The sequence below is a fragment of the Mesorhizobium sp. B2-1-8 genome, from assembly GCF_006442545.2.
Taxonomy (GTDB): Bacteria; Pseudomonadota; Alphaproteobacteria; order Rhizobiales; family Rhizobiaceae; genus Mesorhizobium.
On record NZ_CP083953.1, the window covers coordinates 398,712 to 417,135 of the forward strand.

The window sequence follows — 18,424 nt, forward strand, 5'->3', positions numbered from 1 at the left end:
CCGCTGGCTCCGCTTTTCATGCCGCCGTGCGGGAACCTAGTATCCTTCGGCTGGTTCAAATGGCGACAGCTCCCACGCTGCTGGTCAGATCCCCTTAGACTAGGCCGGCCCGCTTCGCCGTCAGTGAGGCGCCCACTACATGGCAATTCAGGTCTGCCCTAATCGCGAAACCCGCTGCGGAAAGCTGGCGAGCTCACGCCGACGAGGCGCGTTACCTTGCCAAGCAAACCGGGCGAACAGGGTCCTGCTGCACGGATAGAACATAATGAGCTTAGGCCTCTTCGCTTTGCGCGGTGATGGCGTCACGATTTGAGCGCCCAAACGAAACTCTGCATTGGCCGCCTCTTCACTAAACGCGCGATCCTCCCAGAAACAAATTGGAACGGAACTACTCTTTTTCTCATTACAGATGCTGGGCAATGGAAGGGAACCGTGTGATGGAAATCCAGGGTATTTATGCCGCTCTCGCGACAGCAAGCATTGCCAGTGCAGAGAAGTTTTATACCCAACTGTTCGGCCGGGAGCCTGATGATCGCCCCATGAATGGACTGATCCAATGGCGCGGCGTCGCAGGGGCGAACATTCAAATCTTCCAGGACGAGGAAAATGCCGGGTCCGGTAGACTGACCGTCGTCGTGCCGGAAATGTCTAAGGCCCGCATGGCGCTTGAGCAGATTGGTGTGACGTTAGAGGATGAATTACAGGGCGACTACGGCAGGATCGCCCAAATTGTGGACCCTGATGGGAATCGCATCACTCTTGCGGAGCCACCCTCAAAACCCTTCAAAACATAACACCGAAAGCTCAGCCAGCCAAAAATATTTTTGCCGGAGCCGCGTTTCGACGACCGGTCTAGCGCTTGAGCGTTCCGTATCGCATGCTGGACCTTATGTCGCAGCGTTCTATAATTAGTGACCCAGCCTTCTCGTGCTCACTATAGTTGCCGTTAGGGTGGGTAATGTAAGGAATGTCGCGGGCGACAGACGAGTTCGGGGCAATGGTCATGTTGATTCCCGGTTCACTTGTGGCGGGGCAGTAAGGTCAGCTCTTCACGCGTTCGCCATTTGGATCATACCAGGGGGAGATCTGGGCTGATGCGGGATAACGCTTTAGGGCTACTTCGATCTCGACTGGTTTGTCTCTAAGGAAGGCCAGATCCACTCCATCCGCCGATGTCACGTAACCCATAGCTAGCGATGCACCCACGCGGTGGCCATAAGCCCCCGAAGTTATCGCACCTATAATTTTCCCATCGCGCAAAATCGGCTCTTGGTGATAGACTAGGGGCGCATCAGAGTTATCGAGCTTCAGCTGAATCAGCCTGCGCTTCGTCGTTCCTTTCTCTTTCTGCTGGAGAAGGGCATCTCGACCTATAAACCCGTTGGTCTTGTTCCAATCGACCGCAAATCCCAGTCCCGCCTCGAGGGGAGTGTCCTCATCGCCAATATCGTGACCCCAGTGCCGGTACCCCTTCTCCATGCGTAGCGAGTTAATGGCAAAATAGCCGCCATGGCGCAGTCTAAACTCCTCGCCCGCTGTGACCAGACAATCGAATACATGAGTGGCGAACTCGGTTGGCATGTAAAGCTCCCAGCCAAGCTCGCCAACAAATGTTAGGCGGGTGGCGCGCACACGCGCGTAACCGAGTTCGATTTCTCGGCTGGTGCCAAAGGGGAACCCTTCTGCCGAGAAATCGTCGGGAGAAACAGCCTTCAGCAAGTTTCGCGAGTTGGGGCCCATTAGAGCCAGCATCGACAGCCCTGAAGTGACATCTTGTACGAAGACGTGGGCATCTGGAGCGATATGTTTGATAAGCCACGCAAAGTCGCGCCGTTGCGACGTACCCGATGTGGCGACAATGAATTCGATTTCCGAAATTCGAGTCACCGTGACGTCAGCTTCAATGCCGCCATGGGCATTGAGCCATTGTGTGTAAACGACTTTGCCAGAAGGGACATCAATCTCATTTGCGCACAGGTAGTTGAGGGCCTTGCAGGCATCCCTACCGCGTACCAGGAATTTGACTAGGCTAGAGTGATCGAAAAGCGTGACGTTCGCCGCCGTATTACGACACTCCTCACCGCAGAGTTCAAACCAGTTCTGGCGCCCGAAGGAGTAGTCTATTGTTGGCGTGGTGCCCGGTGCTCCAAAAAAGCCGGGCCGTTCGAACCCAGCAGCCTCAGTCATGCATGCACCTGCCGCTAAAAGCCTGTCATGAAACGGGCCGCGCCGGATATCACGTGCAGTGTTATATTGACGATATGGCCAGTGCATCTGAAGCAAGAGACCGAGACTTTCTACGGTTCGGTCATGGAGATACTTTCTATTGGACTGGAAGGACATCGTGCGGCTCACATCAACGTCGATAAGATCCATCGGGGGGCGGCCGTCGCGGATCCATTGAGCAAGCGCCTTGCCTACGCCACCCGATGCGCCGATGCCTAAAGAGTTGAACCCGGTAGCACAAAAAAGACCGGGCACCTCCACCGTCTCGCCAACGTAGTATCGATGATCGGGCGTGAAGCTCTCTGGTCCGTTGAAGAAAAGCCTAATTCCAGCTTCCTTCAGCAAGGGGACTCGCTTTGTCGCTAAATCCAATACTGGTTCAAAATGATCAAAATCAGCTGGCAGTGAATCAAAGCAGAAATCAGGGGATATACCATTATGCCCCCATGGTTTTGCTTTTGGCTCAAAGCAGCCAAGGAGAAGCTTGCCGGCATCTTCTTTATAGTACGCATACTCGTCGCTTAAGATCATTATCGGTAGATTGCGCGGCAGATCAGGGATGGGTTCGGTCACAATGTAGAAATGCTCCGCCGCGTGCAATGGAAGCGTTACACCGACCTGCATCGCGAGATCGCGTGACCACATTCCGCCGCAGATCACGACCGTCTTCGCTCGGATCCTTCCTCTGGTTGTCTCCACGCCCGAGGTTCGACCGTTGTCAACGAGGATGCGGACGACCGGTGTGTTTTCTAGGATCCGAGCGCCGCGGTTGCGGGCGCCCTTTGCATAAGCTTGGGTCAAATCGGTCGGATTGCCTTGCCCGTCGTTTGGCATCCAGATGCCGCCTACAATTCCGTCGATGTTTATCGGCGACCAGCGTTCTTTGATTTCGCCTGGGCTCACATGATCGACCACCAAGCCGAAGTTCCGCCCCATCGAAGCGCCGCGATCCAATTCTTCCATACGTGCGTCCGATGTAGCAATACGCAAACAACCCTTTTGGACAAAGCCCGTCGCCTGGCCCGTTTCCTCCTCCAGCGTAGCGAACAATTCGCTTGTGTATTTTGCAAGCTCAGTCAGTTGTCTTGTCGCGCGCATTTGCGTGACCTGCCCCGCTGCGTGCCATGTCGTTCCACAGGCCAGTTGTTTGCGTTCACAAAGAACGACGTCGTTAATTCCGATTTTGGTCAGATGATACGCGATTGAACACCCCGCTACGCCGCCACCAATAATCACAACCTCGGCCTGCTCTGGAACGTCTGACATCTTTGTCTCTTCAGATACACTGGCGCGATGCGCCGTGAGGGCAATTTGTTCGATTTCACCAGTCTGGCGCGAGTTAATCAATGCACAAACGATTGTTCTTGTCAATGACAGGGCCTTTATCAACCAAAGACAGCTACGGCTGATTAGACGATGATGCCGCCATCTGGGCTTCGGCGCATCTGACGAGCATTACGCGCCGTATCTTTGCAATCGTCTCCATGGCCAACATCCAAAACACAAATGCCTCCGATCAAACCGGAGGCATCTTGATGCCCCCATCGTTAAGGGGTCCAGTTTGGACGAAAATCACCCCTCAAACAGGGTCCTCATTCCACGAAAAATCACAGTATTGGCTGTTTCAAGCGTGATGATGAGTGGTGCCCGTCCTCGCGCAAGCTCGCCGAAACCATCCGCCACGTCCGGCATAGTAGACCTTCCCGGCTTGTTGACGGTCCAGACAGAGCGAGGCTATCCGGCGTGGTTTGGCACCATCCACTCGACAATACCATCGGAGCCCTGCTGGTCCATTTCCGCAGAAGCCCCTGGAATGCACGAGAACAATCGTTTGTGCTTGCTCAAATCCTGCGCTATAGGGAGGTTGTGGCCGTCAGCCGCGGCCGCCACCGCAGGAGAGTTCATGGCGGAACGATTTCTGGGAATCGACCTGGGCTCGGGCAGCCTCAAGGCGACGGTCATCGATGGGCGTGGCGAAGTGATCGACGCTGCCTCCGCCAGCCTTATGACGAGCTATCGCCATCCGGGCTGGGCAGAGCAGGATCCGAAGGAATGGATCGCCGCAATGTCCTCCGCCCTGAAGTGCCTTGCCGAGAAAGGCAGCCTGCAGGGCGTTACCGCGGCGGCGGTCTCTTCCGGAACTCATATCGTGGTGCTCGTCGACGAGAAGGGTGAGATTCTCCGCCCCGCCATCCTCTGGAGCGATCAGCGCAGCGCCGCGGAATCGGCTGAGTTGGTCCGGCTGTACGGCGAGCGCATCCTGCAGGTCGGCTATCAGAAGGCGAATCCGACGTGGACCCTGCCGCAGCTTCTGTGGCTGCGCCGACATGAGCCCCAGATCGTCTCGCGTGTCCACCGGGTCTATCCCGCCAAGGATTATCTGCGCTTCTTCCTCACCGGGCGCTGGGAGACAGACTACGTGGACGCCGCCGGCACGCTAATGCTGGACATGGCGGCAAACGCGTGGTCGCCCGAACTGGCAGAGATGATCGGCTGGGATCTGTCGACCATGCCGCCGATCGGCAGTCCGTTCGCTCTTGCCGGCACGGTAACGCCGCAGGCGGCGACGATGACTGGCCTTGCCGAGGGAACTCCCGTCGTCATGGGGGCTTCGGACAGCTCGGTGGAGATGTTGACCGCGGGCGCGGCCGAACCCGGCCTGGCCGCGATCAAGCTCGCGACTGCGGGTGTCGTCGCCGTGGTGTCAGAGAAGGCGCATCCGCATGCGGACCTGCTGAACTATCGCCATATCGATCCCGACTACTGGTACGTGGTGGCGGCGACCAATTCCTGTGCGTCAGCGCATCGCTGGCTCCAGGAGAATCTGGTCACTGGCCATGATGGCTTCGTCGAGCTCGACCGGCTTGCTGCGTCGGTGGAGCCGGGCGCTGAGGGCCTGATTTTCCACCCGTTCCTGAACGGGGAACGTTCGCCCTACTGGGACACGCAATTGCGCGCCGGCTTCCTTGGCATGTCGATGCGGCACGGCCATGCCCACTTTGTGCGCGCGCTCTATGAGGGGATCGGGTTCTCCCTGCTCGACTGCCTCAACTCCCTGCCGAAGGAGCTCGGGGCCCTGCGCGAGGCGAGGATCATCGGGGGAGGCGCGCGCAGCCCTGTCTGGCGCCAGATCATTGCCGACATCTTCCGCATTCGGGTCGTCTGGCCAGAGAACGACGATGCTTCCTTCGGCACCGCGCTGCTCGCCGCCGTGGGGATCGGCCAGTTTCCTTTCGTGCGGGATGCGGTGCGGACTTGCGTGCGGTTCAGAAAGGTCTGCGAGCCGAATGATGCTGCGGCGGAAGTATACGCAAGTCGGTATCCTTTTTATTGCGAGACAGTGAAAGCACTGCAGCCTTTATACCGAAAATATACGGTGGCGTAGAGTTAGGAGTGGACTATGCTTAAGTCAAAATTGCTTGATATGATGATCCTGAACGAGATCATCGGTATCGTGGGGCGCGACCATACGTTCACATCCGCGTCGGATCGCCTGTCCTACAGCCTGGATACCTACTGGGCCCCGCGCGCGCTGCTCGATCTGGGCGCCGAGCCAGACCTGCCGGATGTCGTCGTGGCGCCTGGGTCTGTGGAAGAGGTGGTGGAGTTGATCAAACTCGCCAACATCTACCGCATTCCCGTGATCCCGTTCGGCGGCGGGTCCGGATCGCAAGGCGCCATACTGCCTGTCTATGGCGGTATGGTCATCGATTTGAAGCGCCTCAAGCGGATCATCAACATCGACGAGGTGTCGGGCACGGTCACCGTGCAGGCCGGAATTGTCGGCTATGACCTGGAGGCCGCGTTGAATGCGCGCGGCTGGACCTTTCCGCACTATCCCGCCTCGGTTCATGCCGCGACGATCGGCGGCAGCCTTGCTTGCCGTGGCTCCGGCACGGTGTCCACGAAATACGGGAAGGCAGAAGATCTCGTGCTTTCGGTCGAGGTGGTGCTGCCCAACGGCGACGTGATGCGGACTCTGCCGGTGCCGAACCATGCGGCGGGTCCGGGCATCCTGCAAAATTTTGTGGGGGCGGAGGGCATCTTCGGCATTGTCACAGAGGCAACGCTGCGGATCACCCCGTTGCCGCAAACGCGTCGCTTCACGGCTTTCCTGTTCCCGGACCTTGCCTCGGGCATGGAGGCAGGCCGACGGATCATGCATGCCGACCTGCGCCCCTGCGTGATGCGTCTCTACGACGAAGTCTCGACGGTCAAGACCGTCAAGAATGTGCTCGATCTCGACGTCAGCAAGGGGGCCTACCTCGTGATCGGCTTCGACGGCTTCGAGGACATCGTCGACGTCTGCGAACGCAGGGCCATCGAAATCTGCAGGGAATTCTCAGCTGCGCCGCTCGGTGCAGAGGCCGGGATGAAATGGTGGGACAACCGCTACAACTTCTATTATCCGCCCAAGGCGCTCGATGTTCCGTGGATGTTCGGAACACTCGATACCGTTACGACCTACAACAACATCATGAAATTATACACGAATAAGCGAGAGCGGCTCACCCAGGCCTTCGCCGAGTACGACCTCTACTATTACGCGCATTTCTCGCACTGGTTTCCTTGGGGCGTCATGGTCTACGACCGCTTTGTCATCGAGAAGCCGCCACAAGACAAGGAAGAGGCCATTCGCCTTCACGACGCTGTGTGGAACATGTCCACCGCGATCAACCTCGAATTTGGCGGGGTCCTCAATGAGCACCATGGCGTCGGACTCAAGCTGGCGCGCCATGTGCGCAGACAATACGGCGCCGGGTTCCAGGTCATCGAGGCAATCAAGGATGCGGTTGACCCGCATCACCTCATGAACCCTGGCAAGATGGGATTTGGGCCGACGCAATGAAGGATCATGCAATGCTGCTGTCTGATTTTCGGTCACAAGTGGCCGCTCTGAGATTTTGTCCGATGCTCGCTCCAGCTGGTGAAGTGGCTGCAGTGTCCGAATGCGACGGACATACGCTTCGTGCGCGAAGTGTGATGCTGTGGCGCGCCCTCGAGCGGGGATGCGCTCTGGACGGCCGCTCGACGGAGCTGCTGTTCCAGTCGACGCTGGACAGCATCAGCCAAGCTTACGACCCGTACCACGCACCGGTCTGGCAAATAATGCGAGCGGCCAGGGCCGATGCGGTCTTGACTGGCGGCGTGCCGGAACCTGTAGCGGCAGCGCTGGCCGAGCTCGCGAAGTTCGCGGCGCCATCCGTGCCGCAGGCGAAGCGAATCATGCTGCTGGGCGAGATAGTCTTGTTCGGCGGTGACGCCTCGCATGGGAAATCATTGGCGGAAGCCCTGCGTGTAGCGGGACATGGGGACGTGGAGCCCTGGCCTGCCCTGACGGGCGCGACGGCCCTTGCGTTCGGAGATCGCGAGCTGGCCCGCCGGCAAGCCGAAGCGATCGCCGGCGGACTCGCGAATTCGGTGGTCGAGGAGGTTATCTGCGACAGTCCCGAGACCTTTTGGGCGCTCAGTTCCATGTTCGCGGATCTGGAAGTGAAGCTTCCCGACACGATACAGGTCAGCCTTTTTTCCCGGCTGCTGGCGGACTCAGGGGTCGCGCCGAAGAAAAGCAACCGCACTGTCTACGTGCATGACTCGCGAGCGTCATATCTGCTGCGCGAGGGTGAGGCCGATTCGGTCACGCTCAAGCCTGGCTTCCGTTGGGAGCCTGAGGCAAGAGAGGAGTTGTGCGGCTCTGGCGCCGTTTATGAGCATGTTCGCGTGGTGGCCGATACTGCCTACGACCGGCGGGAATGGGACCTGTGGACGCGCGGGCTGGCGAAGTCCTGTGGTTCTGACGACGGGCTCTGGATGAGCTATCCGGAGACCGCAAGAAAGTTGGCCCTTGCCCGGCTGGATGATGCCGTGGAATTGCAGGCCGACGTGATCGTCACCGATTCGCCGCTTGCGGCCTGGTGGCTTGCGAAGAACCGTCAGCCGAGACATCCTGCGGTCGCGTGGCTGCCCGAACTGTTCGGGAACTAGACTGGCCGTGTAAGCAGATTGGAGTGAAGAATGAGGAGAGCCACGCTCGCAGATGTCGCGCAACATGCGAGGGTGGACATGTCAACCGCTTCACGGGTGCTACGTGGCGACTCGGAGCAGCGTGTTTCCCAGGAGACACGCGCCCGCATCCTCGCGTCGGCCGAGGCGCTTGAATATGTGCCCAATATGCTGGCACGGGGATTGAAGAATGCCAGAAGCTACACGATCGGCATCACCATTCCCCAGCTCGACAATCCCGTTTTCTATGACGCCATCCAGGGCGCGGCAGCGGCGCTGAAAAATCGGGGTTATTCGCTCGTCATCAACTATGTGAACCCATCGGAGAAAGACGAGAACCTCTACAAGAAGCTCGTACAGCGCCGCATGGTCGACGGGCTGCTCGTCAGCGGGTTCGACACCGGCGAGGACCTGGAAAAGGAGCTGAACGACCTCGGCTTTCCGCATGTGACACTCAACCGCGATGTGCCGGGCGCGCGCTTTTCGGTCTCTCACGACAACCAGACCGCTGCCATGATGGCGGTGGATCATCTCCTGGAACTTGGCCATCGCCGCATTGTGCACCTTGCCGGGCATCAGGGTGGTGTCAACGCCATGGCGCGGCTCGCCGGCTACAAGCGCGCGCTGGAACGCGCTGGCGTCGCCTACGACGAGTCCCTGGTGGAGCTTGCCGGCTATACGGCGGCCGGTGGCGCGACTGCGATGAAACGAATCCTCGAGCGCGTCTCGCCACGGCCCACGGCCATTTTCGCGGCGACCCTGATGAGCGCCGCGGGGGCCTTGCAGGTGATGCACGAGAAGGGAATCGACATACCCGGCGAGATGTCCATGATCAGTCTGCACGACGCTCCATTCGCCAGCCTGGTCTATCCACCCCTGACGACCGTTGCCCTGGCCAATGAGGAGATGGGGCGCGCCGCCGCCGAACTGCTCCTTGAGGTCATCGAGGGCAGCCACAACGTTCCCAGACGAATTGTCCTGTCCCCAGTTTGCTTGACGAGGCGTGCATCGACCGCCGCCGCAAAGGCCTGACGCGTCCCACTGTAGGCGCACGGCTTCCGACGTTTGCTCGACGCCTTTCCGAATACTTCGCTTCCTTTCCACGCAATCGCCGGCCCTGCGCGCTTGACATGGCTCAATATCCACGAATAGGATGAGCCATCGTTTGTTCAAAGCGTTTTTTGCCGCATCTCGAGGGTTCAACAACCGGCGGTAGGCAGAAGTTGACTACGGAGAACCGGTATGGACGGCACACTGCTGGAGTACAGGGGCATCTCCAAGAGCCATGATGGCTCTACGATGGCCGTCCGCGATATCGACCTTCGGGTTCGGCGTGGGGAGTTCCTCACGCTGCTCGGCCCGTCCGGTTCGGGCAAGAGCACGCTGCTCATGATGACGGCTGGCTTCGACGAGCCGACCCGCGGCGAAATCTTCTACGACGGGGCATCAATGCGCAATGTTTCGCCCGGCAGGCGGAACATGGGCGTGATCTTTCAGAGCTATGCGCTGTTTCCGCATATGACGGTGGCGCAAAACATAGCCTTTCCGCTGCGCGTCCGCGGCAACGCGAAGGAGGAGATCCGTCGGCGAATTGAGAGGCAGCTGGCGCTGGTGCACCTCTCTGGCTATGGCGACCGCAAGCCCGGCCAGCTTTCCGGTGGGCAACAGCAGCGCGTTGCCTTGGCGCGCGCCCTGGTGTTCAGCCCGAACCTTGTCCTGATGGACGAGCCGCTCAGCGCACTGGACAAGAAGCTGCGCGAGCACATGCAGGTTGAAATCAAGCGAATCCAGCAAGAGACGGGCGTCACCGTCCTGTTTGTCACTCATGACCAGGGCGAGGCTCTGGCGATGTCGGACCGGATCGCCGTGTTCAATGCCGGCAGGCTGGAACAGGTCGGGACTCCGGAGGAAATCTATCGGAACCCCGCGACGGAATTCGTTTCCACCTTCATCGGCAGCAACGGCACGACCCAGGGAACCGTGCGTGAACGCCGGGGAGACCGCTACGTGGTTCAGATCCATGGCGGCGAACAGATCGAGGTCCGGGACAACTCGCATATCGAGACCGGCAGCCGCGTGAAGGTCATGGTCCGGCCCGAAGATGTCATGCTGGGAAACGAAGAAACGGTGAACCGGCTGACTGCGGTCGTCGACGGCATCAGCTTCCAGGGCGACCACTACAAGGTTCAGCTGCGGGTGGGAAATTCCGACATCCTGTACGGCAAGGTCTCTCCGGAGGACCGGGGCCGGGTTGCTTTTGGGAAGAACGTGCCGATCGCGATCTCGCGTGAGGTTAGAATGTTTCGTCACGACTAGCGCTAAAAAGGGGAGTAAAATGAAACACAGCAGAAAGATGTGCCTGGCCGCCGTGGTTGCATTGGCGGTTTGGAGTACGGGAGCCGTCGCGGAGACTCTTACGGTAACCGCGGGGGGAGGAGCCTTCCAGGACACGCTCAGGGAGGTCTACTTCGAGCCATTCAAGAAGAAGTTCAACGTCGATCTGGTCGAGGATCAGTACAGCTATGAGCTGTCCAAGATCAAGGCGATGGTGGACTCTAACAACGTGACCTGGGATGTCGTGAACACCGACTCCAATATGGTCATCATCGGCTGCGAGCAGGGGCTGTTCGAAAAGCTGGACTATTCGCAGATCGGTCCGAAGGATGACTTCATCAAGTTCGGGGCCATGGACTGCGGCGCGGGCAATGTCGTTGCGTCGACGATCTTCTTCTATGACAAGGAGAAGTTTACGGGCGAAACGCCCAAGACCCTGCAGGACTTCTTCGATCTCCAGAAGTTCCCGGGCAAGCGCGGGATGTGGAAGCGTCCCTACGTGAATCTGGAATGGGCGCTGATGGCTGACGGAGTTCCGAAGTCAGAAGTCTATAAGGTTCTGGCGACCGAGGAAGGCCTGGAGCGAGCCTTCAAGAAGCTGGACACCATCAAGTCGGAGGTCATCTGGTGGGAGGCCGGCGCACAGCCAGCGCAGCTGGTCGGCGCGGGCGAGGCGGTGATGTCCACGGGCTGGAACGGCCGCATCGACAATGCCATCAAGGAAGGCCGGACCTTCCAGATCGTCTGGGACGGGCATGCGATCGACCTGAATTACTGGAGCATCGTCAAGGGCAGCCCGAACAAGGATCTGGCGATGAAGTTCATCCAGTTCGCCTCCGAGCCCGAGGTGATGAAGAACCATTCGAGCGTCGCCTCCTATGGCCCGAGCCGCAAGTCGGTCGGCGAGATGATCGATCCGGACCAGGCCGAGAAAATCCCGACCTCGAGCAAGAACATCGATCTCGGCTACTCCTATGACCCCGAGTTCTGGGCGGAGCACGGCGAGGAGCTTGTCCAGCGCTTCAACAACTGGTTGGCACAGTGATCCAGCAGAAGCCTGATTGGGTTGGTGTATCGCCTCCCCGGATTTCCGGGGAGGCGACCTGTCCGAGCGTGCGTGCATGATGCGCCGTCTCAGGCCGATCTTGCTGTTATCGCCGGCCGCCGGTTTGCTGCTTGCGGCATTCATCCTGCCGATAGCGATGATGCTGACGGCAAGCGTCGATAATTCGGAGAACGTCTCGCGGCTTCCAAGGCTGTCGGAGGTGCTCCGGTCCTGGGACGGCAACGCGCTTCCCGGGCCCCCGGCCTATGTGGCGTTAGCCGAAGACCTCCTTGACTCTTCGCGGACCAACCAGATTTTGCGCCTGTCGGACGACCTGGGTAAGGAGTTTCGGCCTCTGAAACGCCTTGTCCGGCAGACTGCCTCCCAACTGGAAGAGAGCCCGACTGGGGATCCGGTCGAAATCCTGCATGCCATCGACGACAGGTGGGGGGAGGTCGAAACCTGGAAGCAGCTTCAGGTTGCCACCCGTCCCTATACCGACCGGTATCTGCTGACTGCGCTTGATCTCCGCAGGAACGACGCGGTGGAGATCGCCCGGGTCAGCGAAAGCCAGCGGACCTTCGTCACTGTCGCGCTGCGCACGGTTTCCGTCGCGCTGATAGTCACGCTGGCGAGCCTGCTGATTGCTTTCCCGCTTGCCTATTTCATGGTCACCCGATCAGACCGGGTAAGGAAGATCGTCTTTCTGCTGGTGCTGATCCCGTTCTGGACGTCGGTCCTGGTCCGGACCGTGGCCTGGATGGTGATCCTCGGCAACAATGGCCTGCTAAAGACGGTGATCGGCCCACTCTGGCCCGGCGTTGGCGATGTTCCGCTGATCTACACGCGCCTGGGAGCGCTGTTGGCGATGATTCATATCCAGGTGCCTTTCACCCTGCTTCCTATCTATGGAGTCATGGCGGGCATCTCTCCCGCTTACATGCGCTCGGCGCTTTCGCTGGGCGCATCCCGTACCTATTCATTCTGGCGGGTTTATGCACCGCTGACGATCCCCGGCGTGGTTGCAGGCTGCTTCATCTCCTTCATCGTGTCGTTGGGCTATTACATCACTCCAGCCCTGGTCGGCGGACCGCGTGATCAGATGCTGAGCTATTTCATCGCCTACTACATCAATATCGAGCTGAACTGGGGCATGGCTTCGGCCCTCAGCCTTGTGCTCATCGTCATCGCTTCGCTGGCCATGGTTTTCTACGGCCGCTACGCGATGCGTTCCACATTCGATCCGGCGAAGTGATGAGCGCGTCCCTCGAATCCGTGCTGGGTAAGCTGGTGCTTGTCACGAACATTCTGCTGCTGCTGTTCCTTGTCCTTCCGATTTTGGTCATCATCCCCATCTCGTTCAACGACCTGAACCTGGTCGGCTATCCGATCGGAGAGGTTTCGCTGCGATGGTACCGGGGGTTCATTTCCTCCGACCAGTGGCAGCGGGCGCTGAAGAACAGCCTTGTCGTTGGATTGACGACGGTGGCCATCGCGACGCCGCTCGGCTATCTCGCCGCAGTCGGCCTCTATTACATCACCGACAAGCGGCTGCGCTCTCTCGTAAACTTCTTCCTGGTCCTGCCGATCATGGTGCCGGCGGTCGTTTCGGCGGTCGGCATGTACTATGCCTTCAACATGATCGGCATTGCCGGCACGCAGTTCGGCGTGGCGCTTGCGCACACGTCGCTTGCCATCCCCTTCGCGGTGATCGCGTCGACTGCCTCGCTGGTCAATCTCGACCGGAGAATGCTCTATGCCGCCGAGAGCCTTGGCGCGTCGCACCTGCGGACGATCTGGTCGGTCATACTGCCGAATACGATCCCGGGCATTTTCGCCGCGGCGCTGTTCTCCTTCGCGACCTCGTGGGACGAGGTCGTCATCGCGCTGTTCCTGACCGGGCCGGACGGCAAGACGATCCCCGTCCAGATGTACAGCGCGCTACGTGAGGAATTCAGCCCGATGATTGCCGTGGTTGGCACAATCTTGTTCTTCACGACGATCATCGTCGTTGTCGGAATCGAGGTCCTGTCGACGATCCTCCAGCGCCGCGCCCGGGAGGCGAAACCAGTCCCGGCAGAAAAGGACCGTTGAGATGAGCGATGCTAATGGCCAACCCTATGCGAACGGCGCCGCCTATGTCGACGGCCAGTATTACCCGATCGGCGAAGCGAAGATCTCCATCCTCGACTGGGGATACCGCAGATCGGACGTGACGTATGACGTCGTGGGCGTTTGGAACGGAGCCTTTTTTCGGCTGGACGACCACATCCGCCGGTTCCGTGCTTCGATGAACCAGTTGCAGCTGTCGCCACCCGAATCCGACGAGGAGATCAAGCAGGTTCTCACGAAGCTGATCCGCCTGTCTGGATTGCGCCATTCCTATGTCGGCATGGACTGTGTGCGTGGTACGCCCCCCGCGGGCGCGCCGCGGCATCCGAAGTACGCGCGGAACTATCTTGTCTGTCATGCGCTCCCGTGGATCTGGATAGCACCGAAGGAAAAGATCGACGCGGGGCTTTCCCTCTACATCGCTGGCCCACGGAGGATCCCTCCTGAATCCTTCGAGCCGCGGGTCAAGAATTTCCACTGGGGCGACCTGACACGCGGGCAGTTCGAAGCCCTCGAGGCCGGCGCAGACTTCGCAGTGTTGCTGGACGAGGCGGGGAATGTGACCGAGGGCGCGGGCTTCAACATCTTTTGCGTGACGGACGGCGTAGTTGCGACCCCGTCCCGCGGTGGCCTCGACGGCATCACCCGCATGTCAGTCATGGAGCTGTGCCAGGAACTGGGCCTGCCGCTGGGGGTGCGCCCCGTCTCGGCGGAAGAATTCCGCAACGCCGACGAGATTTTTGGATGCACCACGGCCGGCGGAATCCTTCCCGCGACGTGCATCGACGGGCGCATACTCGGCAACGGAAGCCCGGGGCCAATCTCTAGTCTCATCAAGGATCGGTTCTGGAACAAACGCGCCGAAGGCTGGCTTGCCACGCCAATCGATTACGACTCGCCTCTCTAGGGGCGGCATCCGATCAAGCCGCATCGCACCCTGCCGCCTCGCAGCGGTTCGGCGATGCCGCGTGAGTGCAAAGGTCGACCCGGCATCGGACGGCGTCCAGCCTTGAGGTGCTCTGATTTGGCCTTTCTCCGAGGCGACCTGGCGCGAGCGTTACCCCAGGAGCCAACCGGGCCACCCGTCTCGGGGCCCAGCTCGCCAGTCTCAGAGTGTGTGGCCGAACGTCTCGTAGGTATCGTCGAGCGCTCGACACAGGCGCGACACCATATCCTCCACCTGGTCGGCATCGATGATCAGGGGCGGGCTAAGCGCGATGGTGTCGCCGAGGGCACGAAGGATGAGGCGCTGCTCCTGCTGGGCGCGCATCGCCAGATGAGCGCCCACCGCGCCAGCCGGATCGAATGGTCGCTTCGTGGCCTTATCGGCGACGAGTTCGATTCCAGCAATCAGGCCAATCCCTCGTATTTCGCCCACCATGGGATGATCGGCGAACTCGCCAAGGCGCTCGTGCAGCAGGGCCCCCATCCGTCGGGCATTCTCGACCAGGCCGTCTTCCTCGATAATGCGAAGATTGGCCAACGCGGCAGCGGTTGCAACCGGATGCCCGGCCGTCGTGTAGCCGTGCCCGAAACTGCCGGCCCGGTCCGTCTCGTCGGCGACATGCTGGTATATCGCATCGCTGATCAGCAGCGCCGACAGCGGCTGGTATGACGAGGTGATCGCCTTCGACAGCGTCATCATGTCCGGATCGATGTCAAACACATCCGATCCGAACAGCTGCCCCAACCGGCCGAAGCCATTGATCACCTCATCGACCACGACCAGGACGTCATACTTGCGGCAGACCGCCTGGACCTTATCCCAGTAGCCGGTGGGGGGAACGATGACGCCGCCGCCTCCCATCAGTGGCTCTCCCAGAAAGGCTGCGACGGTGCTCGGCCCTTCCCGGAGGATGACCTCTTCCAACTCATTTGCGAGCCTGGTGGAGAATTCCTCCTCGGTCTCTCCGGCTAATGCGTTCCGGTAGTAGTGCGGACAAGTTACATGGATGAAGCCAGGCAAGGGCAGGCCAAAACCGTGATGATTGATGGGGTTGCCGGTCAGACTCGCGGCTGCGACTGTGATGCCGTGGAAGGAAGGAGACCGAGAGATGAACTTCCGCTTCTGGGGCATGCCGCGGGAATGGTTGTAGTACCATGCCACCTTTATGGCAGTGTCGTTGGCCTCCGATCCCGAATTCGCGAACAGCACGTGCTGCAGGCGCCTTGGTGTCATCTGCACCAGCTTTTCTGCGAGATCGATGGCCGGGCCGTGCGACTTGTTCATGAAGGTATGGTAGAAGGGCAACTTCTCCATCTGTTCGGCCATGGCCCGGATCAGGCGTTCGTTCCGGAATCCGACCGCGACGCTCCATAGCCCGGCCAGGCCCTCGATATACTGGTTACCCTGATCGTCGTAGACGTAGATGCCTTCTCCCCGATCGATGACTAGCGGGCCCAAGCTTTCGTGCTCGCGGAAATTGCTGTTGGGGTGGGTAAGGTAGGCGATGTCTCGCGCGGCGGCGGAATTCGGAACGGTGGTCATGACAGGACGCTCGGCCTCGCTTGCTCTTCTTAAGGGAGACGTAGGGAACGAAGGCGATACTACCCTAAAGATAGAGTCTGCACAAACGTTTGTTCGCAGACCGCCAGCGTTCTCAGGCGCGAATTGCGCAGCACAAAATGACGTTTTAGGGTCTCGATGAGGGCGGCGTGAATCGTGCTTGGCATGGGAGGATCCTTTTGGCGAAGAATCCTCTATTCAATCACTCCAAGCCGTCCTCACCCTTGCGTCGTGTACTGTGCTAGAGGCTGGGGGCCGAGGAGCAAGTGCCTGCGCGGCCGTGCTCCGCATGGCCACTGGCGCATGCTGACCTTTCTCGGCTCCTTATGCTGCGACCGGCTTGCTGCGCCATGCGTCTTGGACGGACCGATCAACGGACGGTGCTTCAGAGGCTGTGTCGAGCAGCAGCTCCTGCCCGTGCTCGACCCCGGCGACATCGTCATCGTGGATAATCTCGGCTCGCACAAGGCCGCCGCTACCCGGCAGATGATCCGCGGCACCATTGCCAGGCTCATCCGACCGAAGACTCCAGGGTCTCAGATCACCTGCGCCCTCTGGTTCTCACGTTGGCGGGCGATCGCCTTCTCCAACCAACCAACCTCCATGTTAGGGACCGATGAAAGCAGCAGATCGGTGTATGCATCGAATGGAGGGGTCAGCACCTCGCTATTGGGCCCATAGCGCACGATTTCGCCCCGATACATCACCGCGATCGAGTCCGCGATTGCCTTCACGGTCGCAAGGTCGTGCGTGATGAAAAGGTACGCGGTGTTGTCCTGCTTCTGTAGATTCAAGAGCAACTTCAAGATGCCATCCGCGACCAATTTATCGAGAGCAGAGGTAACTTCGTCGCAGATGATTACCTTGGGTCTGGCCGCGAGCGCTCGAGCTATGCACACACGCTGCTTTTGACCCCCGGAGAGTTCATCAGGGTAGCGGTTTCTGTAGCCTTTCCCGAGTTCGATCTCGTCCAAAAGTTCGATGACGCGCCTGTCGCGTTCAGCACCGCGCATACCGAAATAGAACTCCAGGGGCCGCCCGATGATTGCATCGACGGTGTGGCGTGGATTCATGGCGACATCGGCCATTTGGTGAATCATCTGCAACTGTCGCAGATCCTCCTTCGGGCGGTCGCGCAAATGGGGGACAAGGGCATGTCCGGAGAAGGTCAACCGCCCTTGCTCGGGCGCCAGGAGGCCGGTAATCACGCGCGCCAGTGTAGACTTACCTGAACCCGACTCGCCCACGACGGCGAGCGTCTGACCCTCGAACAGATCAATCGAGACGTCTTTCAGCACTTTCAATGTCCCGCCGCCATACGAGGCGGTCACATTTTTCACGGACAGGAATGGCGTCGCACCAGGTTGCTGCTCCTGGCGTTTGATCTCGGCCGTGGAGACGAGACATCTCGTGTACTCCTGGCGAGGTTCCTTTATGATTTCGTGCGTCGTCCCTTTTTCCACCAGCTTGCCGTGGCGCAGGACAAGGATTTCGTCCGACACTTGAGCGACGACGGCAAGGTCGTGCGTGATGTACAGCGCAGCCACACCGGTGTCGCGGATCGCGTCTTTGATTGCCGCCAGAACGCCGATCTGGGTGGTCACGTCCAGGGCAGTCGTCGGCTCATCGAAAACAATGAGATCCGGCGCCGGACAAAGCGCCATGGCCGTCATCACCCGCTGCAACTGGCCGCCGGAAACCTGATGCGGGTAGCGCTCACCGATCTTCTCGGGATCAGGGAGCTTGAGCTTCCGGAACAGGGCCACCGCTCTTCGTTCGGCTTCTGCTCGGGTGGCAACGCCGTGCACCAGCGATGACTCCACCACTTGGTCCATGAGTTTCTGAGCTGGATTGAAGGCCGCAGCAGCCGACTGCGCAACGTAGCAGACTTCTCGTCCTCGCAGGCCCCGGGTTCCCCCGGTGCCTTCCTTGAGGATGTCCCGGCCGTTCAGGATGATCTGCCCCCCGGTAATCGTGATTCCGTCGCGCGCGTAGGCCAGGGAAGACAGGCCGATGGTTGACTTGCCTGCGCCCGATTCCCCGATCAGGCCCAGAACCCTGCCCTTTTTGAGAGAGAATGAGACATCATCGACCAGGATTGTGGTCCTGGGTGCTTCACCGGAAACGTCCACATTCGCCTCGATGCGCAGGTTTCGGACATCGAGCAGCGTATCGGCGGAAGTGTCTCGCGCAGCCAT

The 18,424-nt window shown here is 59.7% G+C and carries 13 protein-coding genes and 1 pseudogene; 11 read left to right on the top strand and 3 right to left on the bottom strand.

Going from position 1 to position 18,424, the window contains the following annotated elements; all coding sequences use genetic code 11:
- The first annotated feature begins 437 nt into the window (after positions 1 to 437).
- Positions 438 to 794 (top strand): VOC family protein, encoded by a 357-nt coding sequence (locus tag FJ970_RS33115; RefSeq protein WP_140758441.1) that lies wholly within the window; start codon positions 438 to 440, stop codon positions 792 to 794.
- 247 nt (positions 795 to 1,041) lie between these two features.
- Here the strand turns inward: FJ970_RS33115 and FJ970_RS33120 are convergent, their stop codons facing one another.
- Positions 1,042 to 3,492 carry a GcvT family protein gene (locus FJ970_RS33120; RefSeq protein ID WP_140758459.1) on the bottom strand — a complete coding sequence of 817 codons (2,451 nt, stop codon included), beginning with the start codon at positions 3,490 to 3,492 and terminating at the stop codon, positions 1,042 to 1,044.
- A gap of 637 nt (positions 3,493 to 4,129) precedes the next feature.
- Between FJ970_RS33120 and xylB the strand changes: the two genes are divergently transcribed.
- The 9 genes from xylB (at position 4,130) to FJ970_RS33165 (ending at position 14,627) form a co-directional block, all read left to right on the top strand.
- Complete coding sequence (gene xylB / locus FJ970_RS33125; RefSeq protein ID WP_140758440.1) at positions 4,130 to 5,611, top strand: xylulokinase; 1,482 nt, start codon at positions 4,130 to 4,132, stop codon at positions 5,609 to 5,611.
- Positions 5,612 to 5,626: 15 nt separating this feature from the next.
- The gene (locus tag FJ970_RS33130; RefSeq protein ID WP_140758439.1) at positions 5,627 to 7,075 is read left to right on the top strand and encodes an FAD-binding oxidoreductase; all 1,449 of its coding nucleotides are present in this window, start codon (positions 5,627 to 5,629) and stop codon (positions 7,073 to 7,075) included.
- A gap of 11 nt (positions 7,076 to 7,086) precedes the next feature.
- Positions 7,087 to 8,211 (top strand): hypothetical protein, encoded by a 1,125-nt coding sequence (locus tag FJ970_RS33135; protein WP_140758438.1) that lies wholly within the window; start codon positions 7,087 to 7,089, stop codon positions 8,209 to 8,211.
- A 78-nt stretch (positions 8,212 to 8,289) separates the two neighbouring features.
- Positions 8,290 to 9,261 carry a LacI family DNA-binding transcriptional regulator gene (locus FJ970_RS33140; RefSeq protein WP_415752061.1) on the top strand — a complete coding sequence of 324 codons (972 nt, stop codon included), beginning with the start codon at positions 8,290 to 8,292 and terminating at the stop codon, positions 9,259 to 9,261.
- Between the two features lie 210 nt (positions 9,262 to 9,471).
- A complete protein-coding gene (locus FJ970_RS33145; protein ID WP_140758436.1) occupies positions 9,472 to 10,545 on the top strand; it encodes an ABC transporter ATP-binding protein in 1,074 nt (357 codons plus the stop codon).
- 19 nt (positions 10,546 to 10,564) lie between these two features.
- Complete coding sequence (locus tag FJ970_RS33150) at positions 10,565 to 11,608, top strand: ABC transporter substrate-binding protein (RefSeq protein WP_140758435.1); 1,044 nt, start codon at positions 10,565 to 10,567, stop codon at positions 11,606 to 11,608.
- Positions 11,609 to 11,684: 76 nt separating this feature from the next.
- Positions 11,685 to 12,863, top strand: coding sequence for an ABC transporter permease (locus FJ970_RS33155; protein ID WP_140758434.1), 1,179 nt, complete (start codon positions 11,685 to 11,687; stop codon positions 12,861 to 12,863).
- Complete coding sequence (locus FJ970_RS33160; RefSeq protein ID WP_140758433.1) at positions 12,863 to 13,702, top strand: ABC transporter permease; 840 nt, start codon at positions 12,863 to 12,865, stop codon at positions 13,700 to 13,702. Before FJ970_RS33155 ends, FJ970_RS33160 begins: the two co-directional genes overlap by 1 nt.
- Before the next feature lies 1 nt (position 13,703).
- Positions 13,704 to 14,627, top strand: a complete 924-nt coding sequence (locus FJ970_RS33165; protein WP_140758432.1) for an aminotransferase class IV — start codon at positions 13,704 to 13,706, stop codon at positions 14,625 to 14,627.
- Between the two features lie 201 nt (positions 14,628 to 14,828).
- Here the strand turns inward: FJ970_RS33165 and FJ970_RS33170 are convergent, their stop codons facing one another.
- Positions 14,829 to 16,208 (bottom strand): aspartate aminotransferase family protein, encoded by a 1,380-nt coding sequence (locus FJ970_RS33170; RefSeq protein WP_140758431.1) that lies wholly within the window; start codon positions 16,206 to 16,208, stop codon positions 14,829 to 14,831.
- 261 nt (positions 16,209 to 16,469) lie between these two features.
- Between FJ970_RS33170 and FJ970_RS33175 the strand changes: the two are divergent.
- Positions 16,470 to 16,739, top strand: a pseudogene (locus FJ970_RS33175) (transposase); the annotation flags it as partial.
- A 23-nt stretch (positions 16,740 to 16,762) separates the two neighbouring features.
- Here FJ970_RS33175 and FJ970_RS33180 read toward each other — a convergent pair.
- Positions 16,763 to 18,424 (bottom strand): ABC transporter ATP-binding protein, encoded by a 1,662-nt coding sequence (locus FJ970_RS33180; RefSeq protein WP_415752066.1) that lies wholly within the window; start codon positions 18,422 to 18,424, stop codon positions 16,763 to 16,765.

Bases quoted from the DNA above. Each gene is read 5' to 3' on its own strand.
- FJ970_RS33145 (WP_140758436.1), top strand. From the start codon at position 9,472: ATGGACGGCACACTGCTGGAGTACAGGGGCATCTCCAAGAGCCATGAT.
- FJ970_RS33120 (WP_140758459.1), bottom strand. From the start codon at position 3,492: ATGTCAGACGTTCCAGAGCAGGCCGAGGTTGTGATTATTGGTGGCGGC.
- FJ970_RS33160 (WP_140758433.1), top strand. From the start codon at position 12,863: ATGAGCGCGTCCCTCGAATCCGTGCTGGGTAAGCTGGTGCTTGTCACG.
- FJ970_RS33140 (WP_415752061.1), top strand. From the start codon at position 8,290: ATGTCAACCGCTTCACGGGTGCTACGTGGCGACTCGGAGCAGCGTGTT.
- FJ970_RS33130 (WP_140758439.1), top strand. From the start codon at position 5,627: ATGCTTAAGTCAAAATTGCTTGATATGATGATCCTGAACGAGATCATC.
- FJ970_RS33165 (WP_140758432.1), top strand. From the start codon at position 13,704: ATGAGCGATGCTAATGGCCAACCCTATGCGAACGGCGCCGCCTATGTC.
- FJ970_RS33170 (WP_140758431.1), bottom strand. From the start codon at position 16,208: ATGACCACCGTTCCGAATTCCGCCGCCGCGCGAGACATCGCCTACCTT.
- FJ970_RS33135 (WP_140758438.1), top strand. From the start codon at position 7,087: ATGCTGCTGTCTGATTTTCGGTCACAAGTGGCCGCTCTGAGATTTTGT.
- FJ970_RS33150 (WP_140758435.1), top strand. From the start codon at position 10,565: ATGAAACACAGCAGAAAGATGTGCCTGGCCGCCGTGGTTGCATTGGCG.
- FJ970_RS33155 (WP_140758434.1), top strand. From the start codon at position 11,685: ATGATGCGCCGTCTCAGGCCGATCTTGCTGTTATCGCCGGCCGCCGGT.
- xylB (WP_140758440.1), top strand. From the start codon at position 4,130: ATGGCGGAACGATTTCTGGGAATCGACCTGGGCTCGGGCAGCCTCAAG.
- FJ970_RS33180 (WP_415752066.1), bottom strand. From the start codon at position 18,424: ATGGCTGCGCGAGACACTTCCGCCGATACGCTGCTCGATGTCCGAAAC.
- FJ970_RS33115 (WP_140758441.1), top strand. From the start codon at position 438: ATGGAAATCCAGGGTATTTATGCCGCTCTCGCGACAGCAAGCATTGCC.